This is a genomic window from Mycobacterium europaeum (genome assembly GCF_034555895.2).
GTDB lineage: Bacteria > Actinomycetota > Actinomycetes > Mycobacteriales > Mycobacteriaceae > Mycobacterium > Mycobacterium europaeum.
Genome location: NZ_CP157315.1, coordinates 1356844 through 1379305, shown reverse-complemented (window position 1 = coordinate 1379305; position 22462 = coordinate 1356844). Strand labels below are relative to the sequence as shown.

Annotated in this window: 19 protein-coding genes and 1 pseudogene; 9 read left to right on the top strand and 11 right to left on the bottom strand. The window is 67.2% G+C overall.

Annotated features, from left to right (window positions below; all coding sequences use genetic code 11):
* Positions 1 to 39 precede the first annotated feature (39 nt).
* Positions 40 to 1464 (bottom strand): CehA/McbA family metallohydrolase, encoded by a 1425-nt coding sequence (locus U8D42_RS06485; RefSeq protein WP_322861224.1) that lies wholly within the window; start codon positions 1462 to 1464, stop codon positions 40 to 42.
* A gap of 141 nt (positions 1465 to 1605) precedes the next feature.
* Between U8D42_RS06485 and U8D42_RS06480 the strand changes: the two genes are divergently transcribed.
* Complete coding sequence (locus U8D42_RS06480) at positions 1606 to 2976, top strand: FAD-binding oxidoreductase (protein ID WP_431523862.1); 1371 nt, start codon at positions 1606 to 1608, stop codon at positions 2974 to 2976.
* Here the strand turns inward: U8D42_RS06480 and U8D42_RS06475 are convergent.
* From U8D42_RS06475 to trxB, 3 genes are all read right to left on the bottom strand, one after another.
* On the bottom strand, positions 2973 to 3788 hold the full coding sequence (locus tag U8D42_RS06475) for a 1-acyl-sn-glycerol-3-phosphate acyltransferase (RefSeq protein WP_322861245.1): 816 nt from the start codon (positions 3786 to 3788) through the stop codon (positions 2973 to 2975). The two genes, U8D42_RS06480 and U8D42_RS06475, sit on opposite strands and share 4 nt — an antisense overlap.
* A 141-nt stretch (positions 3789 to 3929) precedes the next feature.
* Entirely contained in the window at positions 3930 to 4574 is a 645-nt protein-coding gene (locus U8D42_RS06470; RefSeq protein WP_322861226.1) for a TIGR03085 family metal-binding protein, read from the bottom strand.
* A gap of 22 nt (positions 4575 to 4596) precedes the next feature.
* Complete coding sequence (gene trxB / locus U8D42_RS06465) at positions 4597 to 5598, bottom strand: thioredoxin-disulfide reductase (protein WP_322861227.1); 1002 nt, start codon at positions 5596 to 5598, stop codon at positions 4597 to 4599.
* Positions 5599 to 6083: 485 nt separating this feature from the next.
* Here trxB and U8D42_RS06460 point away from each other — a divergent pair, with 485 nt between their 5' ends.
* From U8D42_RS06460 to U8D42_RS06450, 3 genes are read left to right on the top strand one after another with little or no spacing between them, the layout of a single operon-like run.
* A complete protein-coding gene (locus U8D42_RS06460) occupies positions 6084 to 7751 on the top strand; it encodes a nitrite/sulfite reductase (protein ID WP_085241847.1) in 1668 nt (555 codons plus the stop codon).
* A 55-nt stretch (positions 7752 to 7806) separates the two neighbouring features.
* Entirely contained in the window at positions 7807 to 8550 is a 744-nt protein-coding gene (locus U8D42_RS06455) for a phosphoadenylyl-sulfate reductase (RefSeq protein WP_085241848.1), read from the top strand.
* The gene (locus U8D42_RS06450) at positions 8547 to 9263 is read left to right on the top strand and encodes a sirohydrochlorin chelatase (protein ID WP_085241849.1); all 717 of its coding nucleotides are present in this window, start codon (positions 8547 to 8549) and stop codon (positions 9261 to 9263) included. The genes U8D42_RS06455 and U8D42_RS06450 overlap by 4 nt, the downstream gene beginning before the upstream one ends.
* Here the strand turns inward: U8D42_RS06450 and U8D42_RS06445 are convergent.
* Positions 9260 to 10204: a LysR family transcriptional regulator gene (locus U8D42_RS06445; RefSeq protein WP_322861228.1), complete on the bottom strand. Its 945-nt coding sequence runs from the start codon at positions 10202 to 10204 to the stop codon at positions 9260 to 9262. The two genes, U8D42_RS06450 and U8D42_RS06445, sit on opposite strands and share 4 nt — an antisense overlap.
* A 102-nt stretch (positions 10205 to 10306) precedes the next feature.
* On the opposite strand from U8D42_RS06445, the gene U8D42_RS06440 reads away from it, so the two are divergent.
* Complete coding sequence (locus tag U8D42_RS06440; protein ID WP_322861229.1) at positions 10307 to 11668, top strand: FAD-dependent oxidoreductase; 1362 nt, start codon at positions 10307 to 10309, stop codon at positions 11666 to 11668.
* A gap of 32 nt (positions 11669 to 11700) precedes the next feature.
* Positions 11701 to 12027: a ferredoxin gene (gene fdxA, locus U8D42_RS06435; protein WP_322861230.1), complete on the top strand. Its 327-nt coding sequence runs from the start codon at positions 11701 to 11703 to the stop codon at positions 12025 to 12027.
* Positions 12028 to 12029: 2 nt separating this feature from the next.
* Here fdxA and U8D42_RS06430 read toward each other — a convergent pair whose 3' ends face one another.
* A complete protein-coding gene (locus tag U8D42_RS06430) occupies positions 12030 to 12695 on the bottom strand; it encodes an esterase (RefSeq protein WP_322861246.1) in 666 nt (221 codons plus the stop codon).
* 152 nt (positions 12696 to 12847) lie between these two features.
* Between U8D42_RS06430 and U8D42_RS06425 the strand changes: the two genes are divergently transcribed.
* The 3 genes from U8D42_RS06425 to U8D42_RS06415 are packed head-to-tail and all read left to right on the top strand — an operon-like array spanning position 12848 to position 16193.
* The gene (locus U8D42_RS06425; RefSeq protein WP_322861231.1) at positions 12848 to 13684 is read left to right on the top strand and encodes a PPE family protein, SVP subgroup; all 837 of its coding nucleotides are present in this window, start codon (positions 12848 to 12850) and stop codon (positions 13682 to 13684) included.
* A 30-nt stretch (positions 13685 to 13714) separates the two neighbouring features.
* Complete coding sequence (locus U8D42_RS06420) at positions 13715 to 14869, top strand: PPE family protein (RefSeq protein WP_322861232.1); 1155 nt, start codon at positions 13715 to 13717, stop codon at positions 14867 to 14869.
* A gap of 49 nt (positions 14870 to 14918) precedes the next feature.
* A complete protein-coding gene (locus U8D42_RS06415) occupies positions 14919 to 16193 on the top strand; it encodes an alpha/beta hydrolase (RefSeq protein WP_322861233.1) in 1275 nt (424 codons plus the stop codon).
* Here the strand turns inward: U8D42_RS06415 and U8D42_RS06410 are convergent.
* From U8D42_RS06410 to U8D42_RS06390, 5 genes and pseudogenes are all read right to left on the bottom strand, one after another.
* On the bottom strand, positions 16190 to 16459 hold the full coding sequence (locus U8D42_RS06410) for a TetR-like C-terminal domain-containing protein (RefSeq protein WP_348636960.1): 270 nt from the start codon (positions 16457 to 16459) through the stop codon (positions 16190 to 16192). The genes U8D42_RS06415 and U8D42_RS06410 overlap by 4 nt on opposite strands.
* Before the next feature lie 33 nt (positions 16460 to 16492).
* Positions 16493 to 16861 (bottom strand): annotated as a pseudogene (locus tag U8D42_RS06405) (LysR substrate-binding domain-containing protein); the annotation flags it as partial.
* A gap of 916 nt (positions 16862 to 17777) precedes the next feature.
* Positions 17778 to 18704 (bottom strand): hypothetical protein, encoded by a 927-nt coding sequence (locus U8D42_RS06400; RefSeq protein ID WP_322861234.1) that lies wholly within the window; start codon positions 18702 to 18704, stop codon positions 17778 to 17780.
* Positions 18705 to 19265: 561 nt separating this feature from the next.
* Positions 19266 to 19430, bottom strand: coding sequence for a hypothetical protein (locus U8D42_RS06395; protein ID WP_322861235.1), 165 nt, complete (start codon positions 19428 to 19430; stop codon positions 19266 to 19268).
* Between the two features lie 1355 nt (positions 19431 to 20785).
* Positions 20786 to 22252, bottom strand: coding sequence for a peptidase (locus U8D42_RS06390; RefSeq protein WP_431523861.1), 1467 nt, complete (start codon positions 22250 to 22252; stop codon positions 20786 to 20788).
* Positions 22253 to 22462 lie beyond the last annotated feature (210 nt).

Below are 22462 nucleotides of genomic sequence, written 5' to 3'. Positions count from 1 at the left end.
CGCAGATGCCGGCCGGTCAGCAGCGCGGCCACGCGCGGCTCATGCCAGCCAGATCGGGTTGGTGAACGCGACCATCGCGCCGAGCGGACGCCGTTGTGCGTCGCGCAGCTCCAGCCGCGCGAAGCGCGCGGACTCGGCGTCGAGTTCCCACCGCAGCATGGTCCGAGCCGGACCGCCGACCCTCGCGCGCCCCACACAACCGGCCGCGGTGATCAGGGTGGCAGTTGCGCCGGCGGCTCCCGTGACCATTGCCGTGACGGTGACCGGGGTCTCGCGCGAAACCTCCAGTGTCTGGCCGGGACCGGCGACGTCGGCGGCGTCCGGGCTGGACGCGGTGAACTCCACAGTGACGGCGCGTGATCGGGCGATGTACGAGCGGCCGCGGCGCAGCCCCTCGATGATCGCGGGCACCGACAACTCACGCGCATGCACGACGGTCTGCGGTGAACCCACCGGCTGCTCGTGGGTGTGGGAGTCACTGCCGGCGACCGCCGCGACGCGCCGGCCCGCGGACAGCAGCCGCTGCCAAATGCGAAGCGAAGCTTCATCGTCGAGGTTCCACCGGCCGTTCCATACCTCGAGTGCGTCCACCTCGCCAAAACCGAACTCCCACAACGACCCGGGCACCGGCGCGGCTGGATGGGCGGCGACCACCAGGCCGCCGGCGTCGCGCACGTCGGCGGCGAAACGCCCGAACACCCGGTCACGCGGCGCGTATCGCCAGTCGACCCAGGCGTGCGGCGGCAGGCCGACCGCGAGCCAGTGCCCATGCCTGGTGGTGACCTCCTCGCCGGGAATCACCAACAGACCACCGGTGCGGCATGCGGGCCACACCCGGTTCGCGGAGTTCGTGTTGTGGTCGGTGGACACGATGAAGTCCAGCCCGCCCGAGTGCGCGGCCTCGACCAGCTCACCGGGATGGCGCTGGCCGTCGGAGTGAACGGTGTGCAGATGCAGATCCCCCCGGTACCACCCGGCACCGCGGGCCGACGGCGCCGGACCGGCAAGGACGGTGTCACCTGCCGGGGCGGGCCGCCCACGCTCGAGGATGACGCGCGCGTCCCATGCCATCCCCCACGGGCTCAGGACCACCGGCCCGAGCGCCACCGCCCATCGACCCGGCTCGATCGGGCCGGCAAGATAGCCCGGCGTCGCGTGCGTGCCGGAGATCACGAAGCCGTCGCGGGCTCCCCCTGACCACCCCCGGAACCCGGCCGCATTGCCCACGTCGTGGCCGGCTGGTCCAAAGACCCCAAGATCCAACACGTTTCGGATCGGCCCGCCCACCGCGAAGCCGTCATGCGCGGTGTTGACACGGATTCGGTGCACTCCCGCCGGCACCTCGAATGGCAGGTACGCCCACTGGTCGATTCCAAACCCGAATCGCCCTGAAAACGCTATGTGGATCGTTGCGCCCTCGCGCTGCTGGGTGATGGCACCGGGGGCGACCATCGCGACACTCATGGCAGTCCTTCCTATCGGTACACCACCAGCATTCGGCACCAAGGAGTGACGACCCGTTACATCGACACGAACACCGTGCGTCGGGCCACTGTCATGTTCGTGTGGTGCCGCGTCGGCATACAGTGAATCACTGTGAGCGAGATGAAAGCGCGGTTCGCCGAGATCGTCGGCCAGCACAATCTGCTGACCGGCGACGCCATCCCCGAGGACTACTGGCACGACGAGGTGTTGACCAAGCCGCCGCAACGGCCGGCCTACGTCGCCAAACCGGACACCGCGGAGGCGGTTTCGCAGTTGCTGAAAGCCGCCTCGGACAACAAGATCCCGGTGACGGCCCGCGGATCGGGAACCGGCCTGTCCGGCGCGGCGATCCCCCGGGCCGACGGGCTGCTGATCACCTTCGAGCGCATGAACGCCGTCCTGGAGGTCGACACCACCAACCAGGTCGCCGTCGTGCAGCCCGGGGTGACGCTCACCGAGCTGGACGCCGCCACCGCCGACACCGGCCTGCGCTACATGGTCCACCCGGGCGAGCTGTCCTCCAGCGTCGGCGGCAACGTCGGCACCAACGCCGGCGGCATGAACGCGGTCAAATACGGCATCGCCCGCCAGAACGTGCTCGGGCTGCAGGCGGCGCTGCCGACCGGCGAACTCATCCGCACCGGCGGCAAGATCGCCAAGATCTCCACCGGCTACGACCTGACCCAGCTGATCGTCGGCTCCGAGGGCACCCTGGCCCTGGCCACCGAGGTGATCGTCAAGCTGCACCCGCGGCTGGACCACACCGCCTCGGTGCTCGCCCCGTTCGCCGACTTCGACCAGGTCATGGCCGCGGTGCCCAAGGTCGTGGGCAGCGGCCTGGCGCCCTACATCCTGGAGTACATCGACAACGTGACGATGGCCGCGCTGGTCCACACCCAGAACCTGGAGTTGGGCATTCCGGACAGCGTCCGCGACAGCTGCGACGCCTATCTGGTTGTGGCGCTGGAAAACCGGACCGCAGACCGGCTGGACGAGGACGTCGAGAAGGCCGGCGAACTGCTGGCCGAGCTGGGCGCCGTGGACGCCTATGTGCTGGAAGGGGGTTCGGCGCGCAAGCTGATCGAGGCGCGCGAGAAGGCGTTCTGGACGGCGAAGGCGATCGGCGCCGACGACATCATCGACACCGTGGTGCCCCGCTCCGCGATGCCGAAGTTCCTGTCCGCCGCGCGCGGTCTGGCCGCGGCCGCCGGTGGCGCCTCGGCGGGCTGCGGGCACGCCGGCGACGGCAACGTGCACCTGGCCATCTTCTGCAAGGACCCCGACATCCGCAAGCAGCTGATGACCGACATCTTCGCGCTGGCAATGGAATTGGGCGGCGCAATCTCCGGCGAGCACGGGCTGGGCCGCGCGAAGACCCCGTACTTTCTCGAGCTGGAAGACCCGGTCAAGGTTGACCTCATGCGCCGCATCAAGCAGAGTTTCGACCCGGCGGGCATCCTCAATCCCGACGTGGTCTTCGCGGCGACTTAACCGATAATCGGGTAACGGCGTTGGGCGGCAAGAGCTTTCAGTGCCTTCTGCATCTTCAAGCGCACATGCGCGTCAAGCCTTTTGATATCAGGACTTTCGCCGAATTCGGCGAGATTGATCGGCGGCAACACCTCGGTGACGATCTTGGTGGGCAGCGGCACGTTCACGGGGGCGAGGATACTGAACCCGAAGGGAAACCCGAACGTCATCGGCACCAGGTCCGTTCGCAGTAGCTTGCGCTCCAGCTTGTCGAGCCGAAGCATCCGCGACAGCCACCGGCCGCGCGTCAAGAAGAACTGGCTTTCCTGCCCGCCCACGGAGACCGCGGGAACGATCGGCACATTCGCCTCCAGGGCCGTGGTGATGTAACCGGTTCGGCCGTCGAAGTCGATGGTGTTCTCCTGCAGGGTTGAGCGGTAGACGTCGAAATCGCCGCCCGGAAAGACCAGCACGACGGCCCCGGCGGCCAGCGCCTTGGCGGCGTTCTCGCGCGTCGCCCGGATCACGCCGGTGCGCCGGAAGAAGTCACCGGCGGGCCCGGCGAAGATGGTGTCGAACCCCAGCGCGTAGAGCGGGCGGTCGTAGCCGAACCTGTCGTAGTAGCCGACGGCGAACACCGAGAGATCGAACGTCATCAGGCCGCCGGAATGGTTCCCCACCACCAGCGACGGCCCGTCCGGGATGTTGTCCAGGCCCCGCACCTCGGAGCGGAAATAGTGCTTGACGACCGGGCGGCTCAGCGCGATGACGTGCTCGGTCAGACCGCGGTCCCATCTGTCGACGTCGGTCGAGTTGGTGTGGGTGTGGGTCATGTCGTCCTCGCTCACCGTTGAGCGTGAGCTGATGCTACGCCCGCCGCTGTGGAGCGAACACAGTTTCGCCGCCCGGGTTTCTCCCGGCGATTTGGAAGGATTAGCCGATGTGCCCGCCTGTGACCCAAGAGGCCGGCGGACTCACATCCCGAAGTGTGCGCGACGCACCGCCGCGACGGCGTCGGGCGGTCCGCTCACGGCGACGTCCGCGACGCCGACGCGGCCGAACAGGTACAGCAGCAGCTCACCCGGTGGCCCGCTGAGCACCGCCACCGGCGAACCCGGCCGCACCGGCGCGCACTCGCCGGCGTCGGCCCACTCGACCGCGAGACCGCAACCCCTGAGCCGCCGACTCAGGTAGCGACCGCCGCGCCGCACGTTGCGCCACAACGCGGCGTCCAGCTCGGGCGTCAGAGCGCGTGGACCCAGCCCATTCGCCCGGCGCAGGTCCTCGTGATGAACGAAGAACTCGTTGAGGTTCGCCAGCGCGCGCACCCAGCCGATGCGGAACAACCCGACGGGCGGGCCGGAGCGGATCGTCGTGACGAGCGACGCGAAGTCCGTGCGCTCCGCCAGCGCGGCCCGGCGCCGCTCGGCGAACCGCTGAAAGCGGCCCGGCAGCACCAGGCACGGGCCGGCCACGAGATCGTGTTCGCGCAGCACGAGATGGGCAGCAAGATCATGCGCCGTCCAGTCACCGAGCAGGGTGGGCGCGGCGGGCCCCAGCTCGTCGAACAGGGAGCACAAGCCAAGGCGCTCCCGGGTGTCCAGCACCCCGCGGGACATCGCTCAAGGGTAAGCCCAAAGCCTAAGCGGCGGAATCGGTATCGCTTCCGGGAATCTCGGTGGCGTCGCCTTGTGCGGCGGCGCTGGAGGCTTCGTGTTCGGCCAGCCAGCGTTCGGCGTCGATGGCCGCCGAGCACCCGCTGCCCGCGGCCGTGATGGCCTGGCGGTAGGTGCGGTCCACCAGATCGCCCGCGGCGAACACGCCCTCGAGCGAGGTGGCCGTGGTGCGGCCCTGCACCAGGACGTAGCCGTCGGGGTCGGTGTCCACGACACCGCGCACCAACTCCGAGCGCGGGTCGTGCCCGATCGCCACGAACACCCCCGTGACCGGCAGCGTGGATTCCTCCCCGGTGACCGTGTCGCGCACCCGCAACCCGGTGACGGTGTCGGCACCCTCCACGGCCACCACGGCCGTGTTCGTCAGGATCGTGATCTTCTCGTCGGCCCGCGCCCGTTCGAGCATGATCCGCGAGGCGCGGAATTCGTCGCGGCGGTGCACCAGGGTGACGCTGCGGGCGAACCGGGTCAGGAAGGTGGCTTCCTCCATCGCCGAATCCCCACCGCCGATGACCGCGATGTCCTGGTCCCGGAAGAAGAACCCGTCACAGGTCGCACACGAGCTGACCCCGCGGCCCAGCAGCTCCTGCTCACCCGGCACCCCCAGGTAGCGGGCCGCTGCGCCCATGGCCAAGATCACCGACCGGCCGCGCACCGTCTCGCCCTCGGCCGTCGTCACCGACTTCACCGGCCCGTCCAGCGACACCGACTCGACGTCTTCCATCCGCAGGTCGGCCCCGAACCGCAGCGCCTGCTCGCGCATCTGATCCATCAACTCCGGGCCCGTGATGCCCTCGCGGAAACCGGGGAAGTTCTCCACCTCGGTCGTGGTCATCAACGCTCCACCAAAGGACGTCCCCTCGAACACCACCGGCGCCAGCTGCGCCCGCGCGGCATACAACGCCGCGGTGTACCCCGCGGGACCCGAACCAATGACGATGACGTCGCGGACATCGGAGGTAGTCATGAGGAACCTTTCAGCCAGTGTCGACAGGGGCCCACCCTACTGGTGATCGCCGGCCGTTTTATGTGACCGTCGACACGATCGGCCTTATGACGCATGGATTCTAGGACGCTGGCCCATGAGATCCCTTGCAGCACACTGTCGTTCAGACCGCGCAGTCGGACTATGTTTGCCAGACAACCCAGGATTACCAATCTTGCAAAAGCGGGAATCACGATGGCGGGTAAGGCATTTAAAGTGAAGCGGAGCACACAACCAGAGGTTGTGTGCTCACAACCTCTGCACCTCTACTACTGTCGCCGGGGGAAATGCACCATGAAGTAGTGGCCCGTGGGTCCGACGGCGTACCCACGGGAACCATAAACGTCACCGTCGACGCCAGGGCCCGGCAACCAGCCCGGAACCGCCCGGCCCCCGACGTCGAGCCTCAGCCGCCACAGCCCCGGCCGGCACAGCAGGCCAGCATTGTTCGCGAAGGAGAACATCACATGACCACAGCACCTCCCGCCAAGACTCGCAACGAGGGCCAGTGGGCGCTGGGCAATCGCGAACCGCTCAACGACACCGAGCAGGTCAAGCACGATGACGGGCCGCTGAACGTGCGCGACCGAATCATCAACAAATACGCCAAAGAAGGCTTCGAGAGCATCGAAAAGTCCGATCTGCGTATGCGGTTCAAGTGGATGGGCCTGTACACCCAGCGCGAGGAGGGCTACGACGGCAGCTGGACCGGCGACGAGAACATCGACAAGCTCGAAGCGAAGTACTTCATGATGCGCGTGCGCTCCGACGGCAAGCCGATGTCGGCGCAGACGATGCGCGTCCTGGGCCAGGTCTCCTCGGAGTTCGCCCGCGACACCGCCGACATCGGCGACCGGGAGAACGTCCAGTTCCACTGGCTCAAGATCGAGGACATCCCCGAGGTGTGGCGCCGGCTGGACACCGTCGGCCTGACCAGCATCGAAGCCTGCGGCGACTGCCCCCGCGGCATCCACGGAAGCCCGCTGGCCGGCGACTCGGTCGACGAGGTGCTCGACCCCTCCCCCGCGATCGACGAGATCATCCGGCGGTTCATGAACAACCCCGACTACGCCAACCTCCCGCGCAAGTACAAGACCGCGATCTCGGGCCTGCAGGACGTCTCCCACGAGACCCACGACGTCGCGTTCGTCGGCGTCAACCACCCCGAGCACGGGCCCGGCATGGACCTGTGGGTGGGTGGCGGCCTGTCGACCAACCCGATGATGGCCCAGCGGGTGGGCGTGTGGGTGCCGCTCGACGAGGTGCCCGACGTGTGGGAAGCGGTCACCAAGGTGTTCCGCGACTACGGTTACCGGCGGCTGCGCGCCAAGGCCCGGATCAAGTTCCTGGTCAAGGACTGGGGCGTGGAGAAGTTCCGCGAGGTCATGGAGACCGAGTACCTCGGCCGCAAGATGATCGACGGCCCGGCCCCCGACCCGGCCAAGCACCCGATCGACCACGTCGGCGTGCAGAAGATCAAGAACGGCAAGAACGCCGTCGGCGTCGCCGCGATCGCCGGCCGCGTCTCGGGCACCACCCTGCAGGCGGTGGCCGACCTGATGGAGAAGGTCGGCTCCGACCGGGCCCGGTTCAGCCCCTTCCAGAAGCTGATCATCCTCGACGTGCCCGACGACCAGGTCGACTTCCTGGTCGCCGAATTGGACAAGCTGGGCCTGCCGTCGAACCCGTCGAATTGGCGCAAGAGCACGATGGGCTGCACCGGCATCGAGTTCTGCAAGCTGTCGTTCGCCGAAACCCGCGTCCGTGCACAGACTTTGGTGCCCGAACTGGAAGAACGACTGGCCGACGTCAACGACAAGCTCGACGTGCCGATCAGCGTGCACCTCAACGGCTGCCCGAACTCCTGCGCCCGAATTCAGGTGGCCGACATCGGGTTCAAGGGCCAGTGGATCGACAACGGCGACGGCACGTCGGTGGAGGGCTTCCAGGTCCACCTCGGCGGCGGCCTCGGCGAGGAGAGCGGCTTTGGACGAAAGCTGCGTCAGCACAAGGTCACCAGCGCCGAGCTCGGCGACTACATCGACCGGGTGACACGCAAGTTCCTGGAACAACGGGAGAGCGGAGAGCGTTTCGCCAACTGGGCGCTGCGCGCCGACGAGGCCGACTTGCGCTAGCCCCCACCAACACCGCCACACCGAGCGCTGACGTTACGAACCGAGGACGAACGAGATGAGCGAAGTGGTGACCAACTTCACCGAGGAAGAGCTGCGTGAGTTGGCCGAGCGCGGGGCGGCCGAGCTGGAAGGCGCGGACGCCAAAGACATCCTGCGCTGGGCCGACAAGCACTTCGGCGGCCCCGACGGCCCGCGTGACTGGGCGACCTGCAAGTGGGTCGTGGCGTGCAACATGCAGGAAGCGCTGACGGTGTCCCTGGCCGCGGATGTGCGGCCGGGGGTGCCCGTCATCTTCCTGGACACCGGCTACCACTTCGCCGAAACGCTGGGCACGCGCGACGCCGTCGAGTCGGTCTACGACATCCACCTGCTGAACGTCACCCCGGACCACACCGTGGCCGAGCAGGACGAGCTGATGGGCAAGGACCTGTTCGCCCGTGACCCCAACGAATGCTGCCGGCTGCGCAAGGTCGTCCCGCTGCGACGGGCGCTGAGCGGCTACGCGGCGTGGGTCACCGGGCTGCGCCGGGTGGAATCGCCCACCCGCGCCAACGCGCCGGTGGTCGGCTACGACGAGTCGTTCGGGCTGGTGAAGGTCAACCCCATCGTGGCCTGGACCGACGAGGACGTCGAAGAGTACATCCAGCAGAACGGCGTGCTGGTCAATCCCCTCGTGGAGGAGGGCTATCCGTCCATCGGCTGCGCCCCCTGCACCCGGAAGCCGGCCCCCGGCGAGGACCCGCGCAGCGGCCGCTGGGCGGGCCGCAACAAGACCGAATGCGGGTTGCACAGCTCATGAGCACACTCGTGCTGACCGCGCACGGCAGCCGCGATCCGCGCTCGGGCGCCAACGCCCGGGCGGTGGCCGAGCGGCTGCGCGGCATGCGGCCCGACCTCGACGTGCGGCTGGCGTTCCTGGAGCTCAGCGCACCGAACTTCGTCGACGTCCTCTCCGGACTGCCCGACAAACGTGCCGCCGTGGTCACCCCGCTGCTGCTGGCCAGCGCCTACCACGCGCGCCGCGACCTTCCCGAGCAGATCGCGCGGGCCGGCGCCTACGGCGTCCGGCAGGCCGACGTTCTGGGCGAAGACGATCGGCTCCTGACGGTCCTGCGTGAACGCCTCGCTGAGGTCGGGGTGTCCCCGCACGACGAGGAAGTCGGGGTGATGGTGGTCGCGATCGGGTCATCGAACACCGCCGCCAACGCGCGCACCGCCAAGGTCGCCGCCCGGCTGTCCACCGGGACCCGTTGGGCCGCAACCGCGATGGCCTTCGCCACCCGGCCCGAGGCGTCGGTGGCCGACGCCGCGCGCCGGTTGCGCCGCCGCGGCGCAAGCCGGTTGGTCATCGCGCCGTGGTTCCTGGCCCCCGGGCTCATCACCGACGGCGTGTCAACCTACGCGCGGGACAACGGGATTCCGATGGCGGCGCCGCTGGGCGCGCATCCCCTGGTGGCCGAGACCGTGCTGGACCGCTTCGACCAGGCGCGGGCCGACCACGTCGCCGCTTAGGGCTTCGATGCGCGACTGCTGATGTGGCTCAGCATGTCCCGGATCGCTCCCGCGGGCGGCGTGCGGCCGCCGACCCAGATGGCATGAAACTTGCGCCTCAGGTCCAAGTCCCGGATGCTGACCGCCTGCAGCCGGCCGACCGCCAGGTCGTCGGCGACCGCCAGCCGGCTCATCGCCGCCGGTCCCGCACCGGCGAGCACGGCGGCGCGCATCGCCGCCGCCGACGTCAGCTCCATCACGGGCGGCGCCTGCTGCATGTCCTCGCCCAGCACCTGACGCAGCGCCACGGTCAGCGAATCGCGGATGCCCGAATGGGGTTCACGCGCCACCAAGCGTGTTTCGGCCAGTTCGCGGGCGGTCACCACCCGCGAGCGTCGAGCCCACTTATGCCCCGGTGGCACCACGATCACCAACTCGTCCTGCCCCACCACGCAGCTGCCCAATCCCTTGGGCTGGCCGGGGTTTTCGACAAACCCCAGATCGACGGTGCCGTCGCGAACGTAGGCGATGGCCTGCTCGCTGTTGGTGGCGGTCAGGATGACGTGCGGCGCTGCCACCCCCCGCCGGGCCGCCTCGGTCTGCAGAGACAGCAGCCAATGCGGCATCAGCTGTTCGGAAATCGTCTGGCTGGCAGCCACCCTGATGCGTTCGCGGCCCTCCTTGCGCAGCCCGCCCAACCCCGCGTCGATCTCGTTGGCGACCTCGAGCAAGCGCGCGGCCCACTCCGCCACGATCAGCCCCGCGGGCGTCAATTCCGAACCCCGCGTTGTCCGCACGGCCAGCGTTACGCCGACCTGGGCCTCCATCGATGCGAGCCGCCGGGACACGGCCTGCTGGGTGATTCCGAGCTCGCGGGCGGCGCGCCCGAGGCTGCCCGTCTCGGCGATCGCCAAAAACACCTCGAACGAGGCAAGTTCGGGCATGCGGGGGCTGAGCGGCATGGGGGTCGGTCACAATCTGTCGGCTTGACACAACCATAGCTTGTGACTCCACAACACCGGAACCTCTACTCGCGCTTCGGCCGGGCGAGCACCATGGGAACCATGACCCGCACAGCCCCTTACCACGTCGCGATCGTGGGTTCCGGCCCTTCGGGGTTCTTCGCGGCCGCGTCACTGCTCAAGGCCGCCGACGCCTCCGAGTTCGGCATCGCCGTCGACATGCTCGAAATGCTGCCCACCCCTTGGGGGCTGGTGCGGTCGGGCGTGGCGCCGGATCACCCGAAGATCAAGTCGGTCAGCCAACAGTTCGAGAAGACCGCCGAAGACCCCCGCTTCCGCTTCTTCGGCAACATCAAGGTGGGCGAGCACGTGTCGGCCGGTGAACTCGCCGAGCGCTACGACGCGGTGATCTACGCCGTCGGCGCCCAGTCCGACCGCGCCCTCAACATCCCCGGCGAAGACCTGCCCGGCAGCGTGGCCGCGGTCGACTTCGTCGGCTGGTACAACGCGCACCCGCACTTCGAGCAGATGGCGCCCGACCTGTCGGGTGCCCGCGCCGTCGTGGTCGGCAACGGCAACGTGGCCGTCGACGTGGCCCGCATGCTGGTCACCGACCCCGAGGTGCTGGCGCTCACCGACATCGCCGACCACGCGCTGGAGTCGTTGCGGCCCTGCGGCGTTGAGGAAGTGGTGCTGCTCGGGCGGCGCGGTCCACTGCAAAGCGCCTTCACCACGCTGGAATTGCGTGAGCTCGGCGAGCTCGACGGTGTCGACGTGGTGGTCGAACCCGCCGATCTCGAGGGTGTCACCGACGAGGCCGCGGCCGCCGCCGGCAAGGTCACCAAGAACAACATCAAGGTGCTGCGTGAGTACGCCACCCGCGCGCCCCGGCCCGGGCACCGCCGAATCGTGTTGCGGTTCTTCACCTCCCCCATCGAGATCAAAGGCTCCGAGCGGGTGGAGAGCATCGTCCTCGGGCGCAACGAGCTGGTGACCGACGCCAGCGGGCGGCTGGTCGCCAAAGACACCGGCGAGCGCGAGGAACTGCCCGCGCAGTTGGTGGTGCGCGCGGTCGGGTACCGGGGCGTGGCCATACCGGGTGTGGCGTTCGACGAGAAGACCGGGACGATCCCCCACACCGACGGCAGGATCGAAGGCAGCCGCAACGAATACGTGGCCGGCTGGATCAAACGCGGCCCGTCCGGCGTCATCGGCACCAACAAGAAGTGCTCACAGGACACCGTCGACACGGTGCTGGGCGACCTGGCCGCCGGATCGGCGGACCGTCCGGGCGACTACGGCGACGAGCTCGCCGAGTGGCTCACCTCGCGCCAGCCGCAGCTGGTCACCGCGGCCCAGTGGCGGGCCATCGACCGCTTCGAGCGTGAGGCCGGCGAGCCGCATGGGCGCCCGCGCGCCAAAGTGGCCAGCCTCGCCGAGCTGCTGCGAATCGGGCACGGTTAATCTCCGATAGCTGATAGGGAAGGACAACATCCATGGCGTACGTAATCGGCGAACCCTGCGTCGACATCAAGGACAAGGCGTGCATCGAGGAATGCCCCGTCGACTGCATCTACGAGGGCGCGCGGATGCTCTACATCCACCCCGACGAGTGCGTCGACTGCGGCGCCTGCGAGCCGGTGTGCCCCGTCGAGTCCATCTACTACGAAGACGATCTGCCGGCTGAATACAGCCAGTACACGCAGATCAACGCCGACTTCTTCGCCGAGCTCGGCTCGCCCGGTGGCGCGTCGAAGGTCGGGATGACCGAAAACGACCCCGCCGTCGTCAAGGAGCTCCCCAGCCGGGCCGAGGCGACGTAGGACTACGTCATCAGTGCAGCGAGTTCGGTACGGGGTACCGAGACTTGCTGCGGCCCGTCGACCGCCGGCTGCACCTGCCCCTGGCCGAAAAAGAAAATGACGGCGTCATTAGTGATCGCGAAATTCTGATACGCGTCGACGCCGGGATCGCCGAACGGCAGCGAGCCTAATTGGCGCGTCACGATCGGGTTCAGGACGTCCAGCGGTTTGGTGCCCGGCTTGAACAACGTGTCGAAGGTGATCGGGGCGCGCTTGCCGAGGTCGTAGTTGAACGCCTTGAAGAACGTCACGGGATGGGCACCCATGTCCTGGTTCATGTCCAGCACCACGCTTTGGGTATTCGAGCCGGGCGTGGTCGACCGATATGCCGTTCCGGTGATGGTCAGCAGGTAGGGCGGCCGATCGTGCGGGGGGTACGTCCGGGCATCGTCGGCCCAGGTGTCTCGGGTGTGGATGAGGTAGTCGGTCATGGCCTGCTGGTCGGGATAGCTGACCGGGAAGCTCAGGTCGAGCGTGTAGTGGGCCGTGGCGATGTGGCCGTGGCAGACCTGGTTTTCGTCGACGGTTCCACCGAGGGCGGCGCACGCCGATTGCGCGCCGGCGATCGGGGCGATCGAACAGTTCACCCAAGCGCAGACGGCCGCGGCCGCTCGCCACAGTACGCGCATCTTGGTAGCCATCTTCTCGCTGCCTTCTGGCGAGCCTGATTGACTCGCGCCGCTTTAGCACAAATCGTAGGACTCGGTCGAATTCGCAGGTTTTTACCTGCCAAAAGTGGGGGCACTCAACTATCCCCGCAACAAATTATGAGGAGACACCGATGTCCTTTGTGATTACCAATCCGGACGCCTTGACCTACGCGGCCGCCAAGCTGGAAACGCTCGGCGCCGAGATGGCGGCGGAAAACGCCGCCGCCGCGGGCCCGACCACCGGCCTGGCGCCCGCGGCCGCCGATGAGATATCGGCCCTGCAAGCGGCGATCTTCGACGCATACGGCACCCTCTACCAGTCGGTCAGCGATCAAGCCGCAGGCATCCACCAGCAGTTCGTCAAAACCCTGGACACCAGCGCCGGCTCGTATCGAACCACCGAGGCCACCAACTCCGCGGCGACCGCGTCGCCGTTCGCGGCCGCCCCGGCGATCGGAAGTACGGCAAGCCCGGCGGCCGCGGCCGACCCGCCGCCCGGCAGTGGCCTGCTCAACATCGGCGACATCGGGATCGGCAACTGGGGCTCGGCGAGCTCCGACCTGCTGGGGATGACAGGTGGTGGCCTGCTCGTCAGACCCGACGGGGCGGCCCCGGTCGCGGCGGCCCCGTCGGCAGCGACCGCCTTGGCGTCGTCCACCTCGCCCGGGACAACACTGGCGGGCGCGACGGCACCCGTCGGGGTCCCGATGGTGTCGGGTCCCGGGCAGGCGGCCTTGGTCGGCCGCCTATCGGTGCCCCCCAGCTGGGCGGCGGGGGCCGGTGCGCCGGCCGCGCCTCCCCCGGCCCCAACGTTGACCGGCTGGACGACTCCCGCGCCCCAGGGCCCGACCGTGACCGGCGTGCCGGCCGGTACGCCCGCGGTGGCCACCGCCGGGAAATCCGGCGGCCTGGGCGCGCCCCGCTACGGCGTCAAGCCCACGGTGATGCGGCGCCCGGCCGGCGTCTAGAAACTTTCGAGTGAAAAGGAGTGGAGAACAATGGATTTCGGAGCACTTCCCCCAGAAGTCAACTCGGCACGCATGTACGCCGGAGCCGGCGCCGGCCCGATGATGGCCGCGGCGGCCGCGTGGAACACTCTGTCCGCCGAGCTGAGCACCATCGCGGCGGGATACGAGTCGGTGATCTCGGAGCTCACGGGCGAGCAGTGGATGGGTCCGGCGGCGGTATCGGCGGAAACCGCCGTCCAGCCCTTCGTGACGTGGCTGAATACCACCGCGGCGGCCGTTCAGCACGCCGGCGCCCAGGCCATGGCGTCCGCGGCCGCCTATGAGGCGGCCTTCGCCATGACGGTTCCGCCTCCGGTGATCGAGGCCAACAGAGCCCAGTTGGCGGCGCTGGTCGCCGGCAACGTGCTGGGCCAGAACACGCCGGCGATCATGGCCACCGAGGCGCAGTACTCGGCGATGTGGGCCCAGGACGCCGCGGCCATGTACGGCTATGCGGCCTCGTCGGCGGCCGCCGGAAAGCTGAACCCGCTGACCTCGCCGACACCGACGACCAGCCCCGGCGGGATCGCCCGTCAGGCCGCGGTGGTGTCCGGCGCCGGCGCCGCCACCAATACGCAGGCCGGGCTCATGCAGACGGTCAACACGTTCCAGAACACGGTGGCGGGATTCGCCGCCCCGAGCCTCGGGGCCGACCCTCCCGCCGCCACACCCTTCTTCCAGATCCCGATCGTGCAGAACACCATCAACGGTGCGATCAATACCGCGGCATGGTGGACGATGAACACCATCCCGAACTCGACGTTGCTGTCACACACCATGAACGGCGCCCCGTCGGTCATGCTCGGCACCGCCGGCCCCTTCGTCGGCCCGATGCTGGCGGGGTCGGTGACACAGGGCGGATCGACCGCAATGGCCCAGGCGCCCGTACTGGCCGGCGTGGGCCAGGCATCCACGGTGGGTCGTTTGTCGGTGCCGGCGGGCTGGTCGGCGGCCACCCCGGCGCTGGATCCGGCCGCTTCGGCGTCAGCCGGCTCCGGTTGGGCGGTGACGCCGGAGGAGACGGCGCCGGTGACCGCGGTGCCGGCGGGGATGCCGGCACTGGCCACGGCCGGACGGGGTCTCGGCTTCAATACGCCGCGGTACGGGGTCAAGCCCACGGTGATGCCCAAGACGGTGTTCGCCTGAGACAACTGCTCGTGCTCGACCCCGCGGGGCCTTTTAATAAGGTGAGCCCATGCGGACAGCTCGAGTCATCCACGTCAGCCGGCAGATCGGGTCGCTCGCGGTCACCACGGTGACCGCCCTCTCCACGCTCAACGCGTACCGGCCGTTGGCGCGCAGTGGGTACCTTTCGCTCTTCTCCTGGATGTTCGGGCTGGTCGTCACCGAGTTGCCGCTGCAGACCCTGGTCAGCCAGCTCGGCGGTCTGGCGTTGACGGCCCGCCGCCTGACGCGGCCGGTGCGGATCGCGGCCTGGGCGGTGGCGGGCGTGTCGGCGCTGGGGCTGCTGAACTTCAGCCGCGCCGGTCACCGGGCCAACGTGCCGCTGACCGAGGCCCTGGACAACGGGTTGGGCGCCTCCCGGCTCACCGAATCGCGGGATCTGTGGCGCCGGCCGGCCGGCAGCGGCACCGCGAAGGCGCCGGGGCTGCTGCGGATGATGCGCATCTACCGCGACTATGCCCACGACTCCAACATCAGCTACGGCGAATTCGGCAGCGCCAACCACCTGGACATCTGGCGCCGCCCGGATCTGGACCCGACCGGCAAGGCGCCGGTGCTCTTCCAGATCCCGGGCGGGGCCTGGACGACGGGAAACAAACGCGGACAAGCGCATCCGCTGATGAGCCACCTCGCCGAGCTGGGCTGGGTCTGCGTCGCGATCAACTACCGGCACAGCCCCCGCAACACCTGGCCCGCGCACATCGTCGACGTCAAGCGCGCGCTGGCCTGGGTCAAGGCGCACATCGCCGAATACGGCGGCGATCCCGAATTCATCGCCATCACGGGCGGTTCGGCCGGCGGCCACCTCTCGTCGCTGGCCGCACTCACGCCCAACGATCCGGAGTTCCAGCCCGGCTTCGAGGACGCCGACACCCGGGTGCAGGCGGCCGTGCCGTTCTACGGCGTCTACGACTTCACCCGGTTCAGCGACGCGATGCACCCGATGATGCCGGCGCTGCTCGTCAAATCCGTTGTCAAGGAACGCCCGTCGACCAACATGCAGCCGTTCATCAGCGCGTCGCCGGTCAACCACGTCTCGCCCGACGCTCCCCCGTTCTTCGTCCTGCACGGCCGCAACGACTCGTTGGTGCCCGTGGAGCAGGCGCGCGGTTTCGTCGAGCGGCTGCGACAGGTCAGCACCCAGCCCGTCGTGTACGCCGAATTGCCGTACACCCAGCACGCGTTCGACATCTTCGGTTCGGCGCGCGCGGCCCACACCGCGGTCGCCGTCGAGCAGTTCCTGGCCGAGGTCTATGCGACCCGCCGGCAGGCCAATGTGGCCTAGCCGCTGAGCATTTGGGCCAGCACGCCGGCGACGATGGCGTCCGGGACCTGCTCGATGCCGACCGCACGCAGGTCGCCGTCGATCGCCAGCGACGCGACACCGTGCACCAGCGACCACAGCGGCGCGGCGAGTTCGCGCGGGTCCTCACCGCCGACGATGCCCGCCTGCTGGCACGCCGCGATCGCGCCGAGCAGGTCACCGAACGCCTGCTCCCCGGCGGTCGCGAGGTCGGGATGGTCGGCCTTGGAGAGCTCGGCACCGAACATCACCCGGTAGTGATCCGGGTGGGCGACGGCCCAGCGCAGCGCCACCGTCAGTGAATCCCGGATGCCCGAATGGGGTTCGCGAGCAACCAGCGGCGTCTCCGGGAGTCATGGGCGGCCACGCCCCGCGCCCGTCGAGTCCACCTGTGACCCGGCGGCACCACGATCACCAGCTCGTCCCGACCCACCACGACAGGTCCCTAATCCCGTTGGAGTAACGGGGTTTTCGACGAAACCGAGATCGACGCTGCCGTCGGGAACCGCGGCGATGGCGTGCTCGCTCTCGGTGGCGGTAAAGCTGACTTGCGGCGAGGTGGCGCCGCGTCGCGCCACCTCGGTCTGCAGCGACAACAGCCAGTGGTCAGAAATATTTCCCGTGTCAACGGACACGACGGCTTGCGACGCTGCATTGGCTGCCAATCGCATCTGTAGCTGGGTCGGTTCGGCAACAGAGCGGATCTGATCCTTCGCGAACTTGTCGCCCGATCAGGCGGCGACGCGTAGCGGCCGACGTCGCGAATTCCACCGCCACTTAGAGGCCTGGTTGCCCTATACGCGTGGGACCTAAGTCCCTACCCCCTGGGGGTATTGGCATAGCATTATTGGGGGTCGCAAGGACAACATCGCCAAGATCGGAGAGTTTGATGATGAAAGCGCAAAGAAAAACGGCGATCGCGCTGTTCGGCGGAGCAGCAACGTTGCTCTTGGCGGTCGGATTCGGCGGCAGTGGATTGGCGAGCAGCACGACCACACCGAGTGCAACCCCTACCTCCAGCGTGACGCCGGCGGCCCCCGCCACAGTCGGTCCCGATCAGTCCACCACGGACTTTGAGGCTCCCGGTGGTAACGACGGAGCAGGACCACCGAGTGGCATAATCGTGTCGCCGCACCCTACACCGCGCACACACCCAACGCCCTGACCGCACACGGCTGTTCGGGTAATCGAATACACCCGATGTCATAATGGCGGAGCATGCTTGGCCAGCGCGTAGTCGCGGTCGAGCTCTACCAGGCACCGAACTCGTGCCCACACCTGTGCTGCACCGCAGGCCGGGCTTCACCGTCCCTAGCCATCGGGCCGGTCTTGTTCTCCGTGAAGCTATCCCAGAGCACGAGCGGCTTCTTGGTGCCGTCGCCGCTGATCGTCAGGACAACTACCACCAGCGTTTGGCCGTGCGCTCCCGTTGGTCATGAGCACCTTGATGTCCTCACCGGAAAGATAGAGAGCCACAGCTTTGCCAGCGCGGTCTCGACCTTGCCGGCATTTCTGCTCGACGACGGGGTCTTGGGTCCAAAGAATCATTCGGCACCGGCGGGCTGTTCATGGATACCGAAATGTTAGCGTGGGCGGGGATGTAGCCATGTCGGCAGTCCCCGCCACGAATCTGACGACGCGCTGCAGTTTGGTTGTCCCGCCGGAGGTTTGAACGCTGACCGGGACGCTGATCTCGCCGGAAAAGGTCTCCGTGAGGTGGTAGGGGTCGAGGTCGTCGAGTTTGACTCCGCGTAGGTCGGCACGCCCCCAACTGACGGTGCCCTCTGCCAGGCCACCGGGCTCGAGATGCACCGGGCAGTTCGGAGGTGCCAAAAGGTTGGACTTTTGGCAGTTTGCCATCGCTGCGGCTACCTGTGTCTCGACCGCATTGCGTCCCTTTTCCGATACGGCAAAGTTGGGATGCACCCAATATGGTGCCGCCGGCGTGAGTTGGTCGAGCAGAAGCGGTGGGATCGTCACCGTCAAGTAGGGGTTGGTGGTGCCGATGTCAACCCACCCGGGAAACACATAAACTGTGGCATCGCTGATCGGATTCCCGAACAGTGTCACCGTCTTCGCGGCGGCATTGCCCATCGACGCACCCAGCCCCGGCGCGAACTTGATCGCCGCCGAACCCAACTTCCAGCGGCTGTGATCCAACCTCAAATGCAAGACCGCATCAGACGTTTGGTCACCGAAGGTTGCGACCACATGCACATGAGCCATGCTCAACGCCGCGTCGGGTGCACTCGAATTGTCGTGCAGGATCTTGATATCGCGGATCGGCCACTGCGCGAGCTGCTTGTGCAAGATGTCATCAGTCAGGAACTTCGTGGTGGCGGGTTGGTCAGTGCCGTAGGACAGCGCGGTCCCGGCGTCCCCACGGGCGAGCGCCCCTAAGTAGCTTTTGACCGCATCGCCGGCCCACCCGCCGGCCTGATTGCGGTCCCTCTCGGCCACAGTGATCACCGCAACGGCCGCCACCAGCAGCATCGCGCCAACGGCCGCTAACCCGACCAACGTCCATCTACGGCGCTTGTGTACCCCTGCGATTGGCAGCCGCCCAGACCCAGATGGCACCGTGGGCGGGCACCCACCTCCCCGAGCCGGCCGTGGTCGACGCCGCAAACGGCCCACGGCAGGCGCCGGGACATCCCGCGCCCGAAGTATGGGTGGTGCCTGCGGCGTCCACCTACCAGCGCCGGGTTCCGTCGGATCGGGCTGGTACAGCCCAATGCCGTCGGGCGCGTCCAGATTTAAATCGATTTCACTGCCCAAGTTAGGGCCCTCGAAGCGTTCATCAGATGAGTCAGGCACGGCAACCTCCAGCGATCGTCCGGCGCGGGGATGAAAGGCACTGTGCGGCTGAGGGTATTCCCCGTACCTAGTTTCCGCGCAATAGCTGTAGCGATGGTCGCAACCGCTTTGGCCCTGCCTCCACGGACATCAAAGTCTTAAGGCCCGCGGCAAGATCAACGTCGTCGTCGTGGGCGTCTGAGGTCCCCTCATCCGAACGGGCACTAATATCCCACCAAGTGCCATCGTCCGGGTTTCCTACCATTCCACCGGCCCCATCATCTGGCAGCGGCAGTCACGTCCGTGGTCATGCCCACGGTTCCAGCTGTCGTCGGCGTCTGAGGACCAGCCCAAGAAGAACCAGGCGAAGAAGATCATTGCCACGACGAGGACGACTCCGGTGATGATGCCTATCCACGCCATCACTTGACCTAGGCGACTACGCCTGTCGCGCCGGTCGTCGTAGCGGGGATTCACCAGGCATGGTTGTCGGTTTAAGGGCGGGTTCGGGTGTTTCTGTCATACCTCGAAGGATGCCATGCCTATACCCGGCAGGGGGCAGTTCCATGAGGTCGCCGGGCGCCCGCCGTTTGTCGACTCGTGCCGATTCCCCACCCTGGTGACCGCTAGCTGCGGGCGGCCTCGTTGCGCATCGCGTCGCAGGGTTGCCTCTTGGCGTAGTTAGATCAGACGGCGGTTATGACTACCCGGGGCTACCCGGCCGCCGAATCAATCCCGCGCCGTGTAAGGGCCGCTTTGCCCTGCACAGACGGGACGAAGGGCCCTACGCCGTAGGGGTATCGCGCGGCAGGCTGATGATCGCACGATCACCTCATTCCGAAGGAGTACCTTACGATGCCACCTCACGTCAAAGCCTGGGTCGCGCTGGCCGGTGGCGCGGTCGTAGTTACATTGGCAGGCGGGTTGTTCAGCAACGTGACACCCGCGCCGATCGCGGCTCCCACCTCCAGCGTGGCGCCGACCCCCCCATCACCGGTTGCTCCCATCAACCAGGACCGTGATGGCGCAATCGGTAATAATCCGCCTAATTGCGTCGAACCCTACTGCGGTGTCTTGTTGAACCCGCCACCACGCTGATTGGCGCCACCGACAAAGGTGCGCTGTCTGCTCGACATTGTCCTTCCGGCGCGGGCGTTCCGACCGGCTGGCTCATGACCTTCGCCCGATCTTTCGCAGGTGCAATCTGGCAGGGCATGGCTGTCCGGTGGGGCATCCTCGGGCAATCAGACCGGCTCTCTGGCTAGGCATTCGGTCCGGAACGGGTCAGGACACAACCCTTGCTGCGCTCCGGACTATCTTCGGCCATGGGGAGTCAGCCGCATCGCAGCGCACGGCCGAGTGCTCCTGTCGGTCCTACAGGAAGGGACCTAAGCCCCTACCCCGTATGGGCTCTCCATTCGATCATGGGCACAAAAGGCACGATAGGAATGGAGAGTCTGTGATATCTCAAGCCAGGACAGCGGTCGCTCTATTTGGTGGTGCAGCTGTGGTCGTTTTAGCCGCTGGATGCGGCGGTAGTACTAAATCGACAAGCACGACCACGACATCACCGACTACGATGTCGTCCGGCGTGACGCCTTCGTCCGCACCATCAAGTACTCCCGAAAGTCCCTCCTCCAGTTCACCTTCCACCACAGCTAACGTACCCAGTGCTCCCGGCGGTTGCATTCCCCACATGAACTGCTAGGTCCGACCGCGACCGCCGCCTTTCGCGAACTCCAGGCCGACTAAGTCCGCCTAGATCAACTCAGGTGCCACTATCCGCGAAACCGCTTGTAGCACAAATCCTCATCGCCGCCCAAGCCGACGCGGAACGCCGCTATCCGGGTGAAACCGGCGGGCACGGGGACACCGTCAACGTCGCTGGCGACCAGATGGTTGGTGAGCAATCCCGCGACGGCCTTGTCGAGATCGCCGGCAGTGAGCAGCAGGTGGTGGCGGGATGGCAACTCGATGGGTTCGGCCATCTTGCGGTGTGCAACTCCGGTCAGGCACGCGGTCCGCAGGGCCGTCCACGGGGTGTGCAGTGGTAGGCCGCGTTCGCGCTGCGCCGCCAGCACGTATCGCGACATGACGATCGATAAGGCGGTGTCATCGCCCTGCGGAAGGCTGTGTTCCTTCTCGTTGGCCACCTGTGCGATCTTCTGCAAGGCTGGCAGGTCGACAATGATGGTGTTGGTGTCCGGACAGTAGGACGCCGGTGGGCTGGCTTTCGCAGTGGAGCAATCTGGCGGGTTGTAGGACAACGTTGGCGGGCGCGCGAGGACGAAGATCTTTCCCATCACCTCCATCAGCGTCGACAACGTGTCTTGGTTGATCGCGACCTCACCCGTCTGCGGCACCCCGTCGCGACCGACCCGCAAGGTCGTCGGCAGGTCACCGCGGCGCTGCAGGATTTCGTTCATATCGATTGCTGCGCACGCCGGGGTGCCGGTGATGAAGCCCACCTGGAAGGCGCTGATCCGATCTAACGCCGATCCGTGTTCGTCATCGTTCTCGACATCTGAGTCCATAACCGGGTCACGAGTGGTGATCATGCCGGCGAGCACATGGTCAAGCCCCTCGCCGGTGCTCAGCGTGAAGCGCGGCGACTTACCCGCGGCAACCCACCACAAATAGGCCCCGGCAAAACAATCGGCTTGCTGCTCGCGGACGATGGTGGGATCTTTTCTCGTAACTAGTTTCGCCATCTGCTGCAGGGCGTGCCCGTACTCGTGTGCCAACACCCCCGTAATGAACATATCGCCGAAATTGTCTCGCCCCACCGGCAGGAACACCCCACGATCCCAGGCAATGAGATCGCAACGAGAGGTGAAAAACGCGTTGACGTTTCGATAGGTCGCGCTGCCGCACACCGCCGGACTGCCCTGACTGTCGGAGTCATACGAAACCAGCCCTTGGACCGGAATGAAGCTGCCTTGTAGAGGTTGGCCATAGGCTTGCTTCCAGTACTCCTCGATGTCGTTGATCGACAACAACCCCAGCGCGTCGATCGCACCGCCATCGGTGTTGTCCACTGTGCCGGTCGGCTTCGGGCCGTTCGGCCGGGGCCCGCTGGGACCGTCGACCGCGGGCAGACCCGCTACCCGAAACGGGTCGTCGAGGATAGATACGCCTCGCCCGTCGACGACGGTTGTGCAACCTGCCACCAACAGCGCCACCCACACACAGACAATCGCTGCCCTCGCCGGCGTAATAGAGCTCCGGGAACGACCACGGCGCAACCAACTTCGCCTCCAACGATGATCATCCATTCGGCAACCTCGTCCTCGACCGCGCCTCAACAGCAGCCCTAAGGACTCCTCATTTTAGGACCGTCGCCAAGCGGAGTCCGCGCCGACCAATACGAATCATCGACAGCGTTGAAGCTCGATGGCCACCCTGGCCCTGAGGGGCGACGCTGCGCCCGCGCGATATGGCGGCAGGAGTACCAA

Coding starts and splice junctions, on each gene's coding strand:
- U8D42_RS06485 (WP_322861224.1), bottom strand. CDS start 1,464: ATGAGTGTCGCGATGGTCGCCCCCGGTGCCATCACCCAGCAGCGCGAG.
- U8D42_RS06480 (WP_431523862.1), top strand. CDS start 1,606: ATGAAAGCGCGGTTCGCCGAGATCGTCGGCCAGCACAATCTGCTGACC.
- U8D42_RS06475 (WP_322861245.1), bottom strand. CDS start 3,788: ATGACCCACACCCACACCAACTCGACCGACGTCGACAGATGGGACCGC.
- U8D42_RS06470 (WP_322861226.1), bottom strand. CDS start 4,574: ATGTCCCGCGGGGTGCTGGACACCCGGGAGCGCCTTGGCTTGTGCTCC.
- trxB (WP_322861227.1), bottom strand. CDS start 5,598: ATGACTACCTCCGATGTCCGCGACGTCATCGTCATTGGTTCGGGTCCC.
- U8D42_RS06460 (WP_085241847.1), top strand. CDS start 6,084: ATGACCACAGCACCTCCCGCCAAGACTCGCAACGAGGGCCAGTGGGCG.
- U8D42_RS06455 (WP_085241848.1), top strand. CDS start 7,807: ATGAGCGAAGTGGTGACCAACTTCACCGAGGAAGAGCTGCGTGAGTTG.
- U8D42_RS06450 (WP_085241849.1), top strand. CDS start 8,547: ATGAGCACACTCGTGCTGACCGCGCACGGCAGCCGCGATCCGCGCTCG.
- U8D42_RS06445 (WP_322861228.1), bottom strand. CDS start 10,204: ATGCCGCTCAGCCCCCGCATGCCCGAACTTGCCTCGTTCGAGGTGTTT.
- U8D42_RS06440 (WP_322861229.1), top strand. CDS start 10,307: ATGACCCGCACAGCCCCTTACCACGTCGCGATCGTGGGTTCCGGCCCT.
- fdxA (WP_322861230.1), top strand. CDS start 11,701: ATGGCGTACGTAATCGGCGAACCCTGCGTCGACATCAAGGACAAGGCG.
- U8D42_RS06430 (WP_322861246.1), bottom strand. CDS start 12,695: ATGCGCGTACTGTGGCGAGCGGCCGCGGCCGTCTGCGCTTGGGTGAAC.
- U8D42_RS06425 (WP_322861231.1), top strand. CDS start 12,848: ATGTCCTTTGTGATTACCAATCCGGACGCCTTGACCTACGCGGCCGCC.
- U8D42_RS06420 (WP_322861232.1), top strand. CDS start 13,715: ATGGATTTCGGAGCACTTCCCCCAGAAGTCAACTCGGCACGCATGTAC.
- U8D42_RS06415 (WP_322861233.1), top strand. CDS start 14,919: ATGCGGACAGCTCGAGTCATCCACGTCAGCCGGCAGATCGGGTCGCTC.
- U8D42_RS06410 (WP_348636960.1), bottom strand. CDS start 16,459: ATGTTCGGTGCCGAGCTCTCCAAGGCCGACCATCCCGACCTCGCGACC.
- U8D42_RS06400 (WP_322861234.1), bottom strand. CDS start 18,704: ATGCTGCTGGTGGCGGCCGTTGCGGTGATCACTGTGGCCGAGAGGGAC.
- U8D42_RS06395 (WP_322861235.1), bottom strand. CDS start 19,430: ATGGCGTGGATAGGCATCATCACCGGAGTCGTCCTCGTCGTGGCAATG.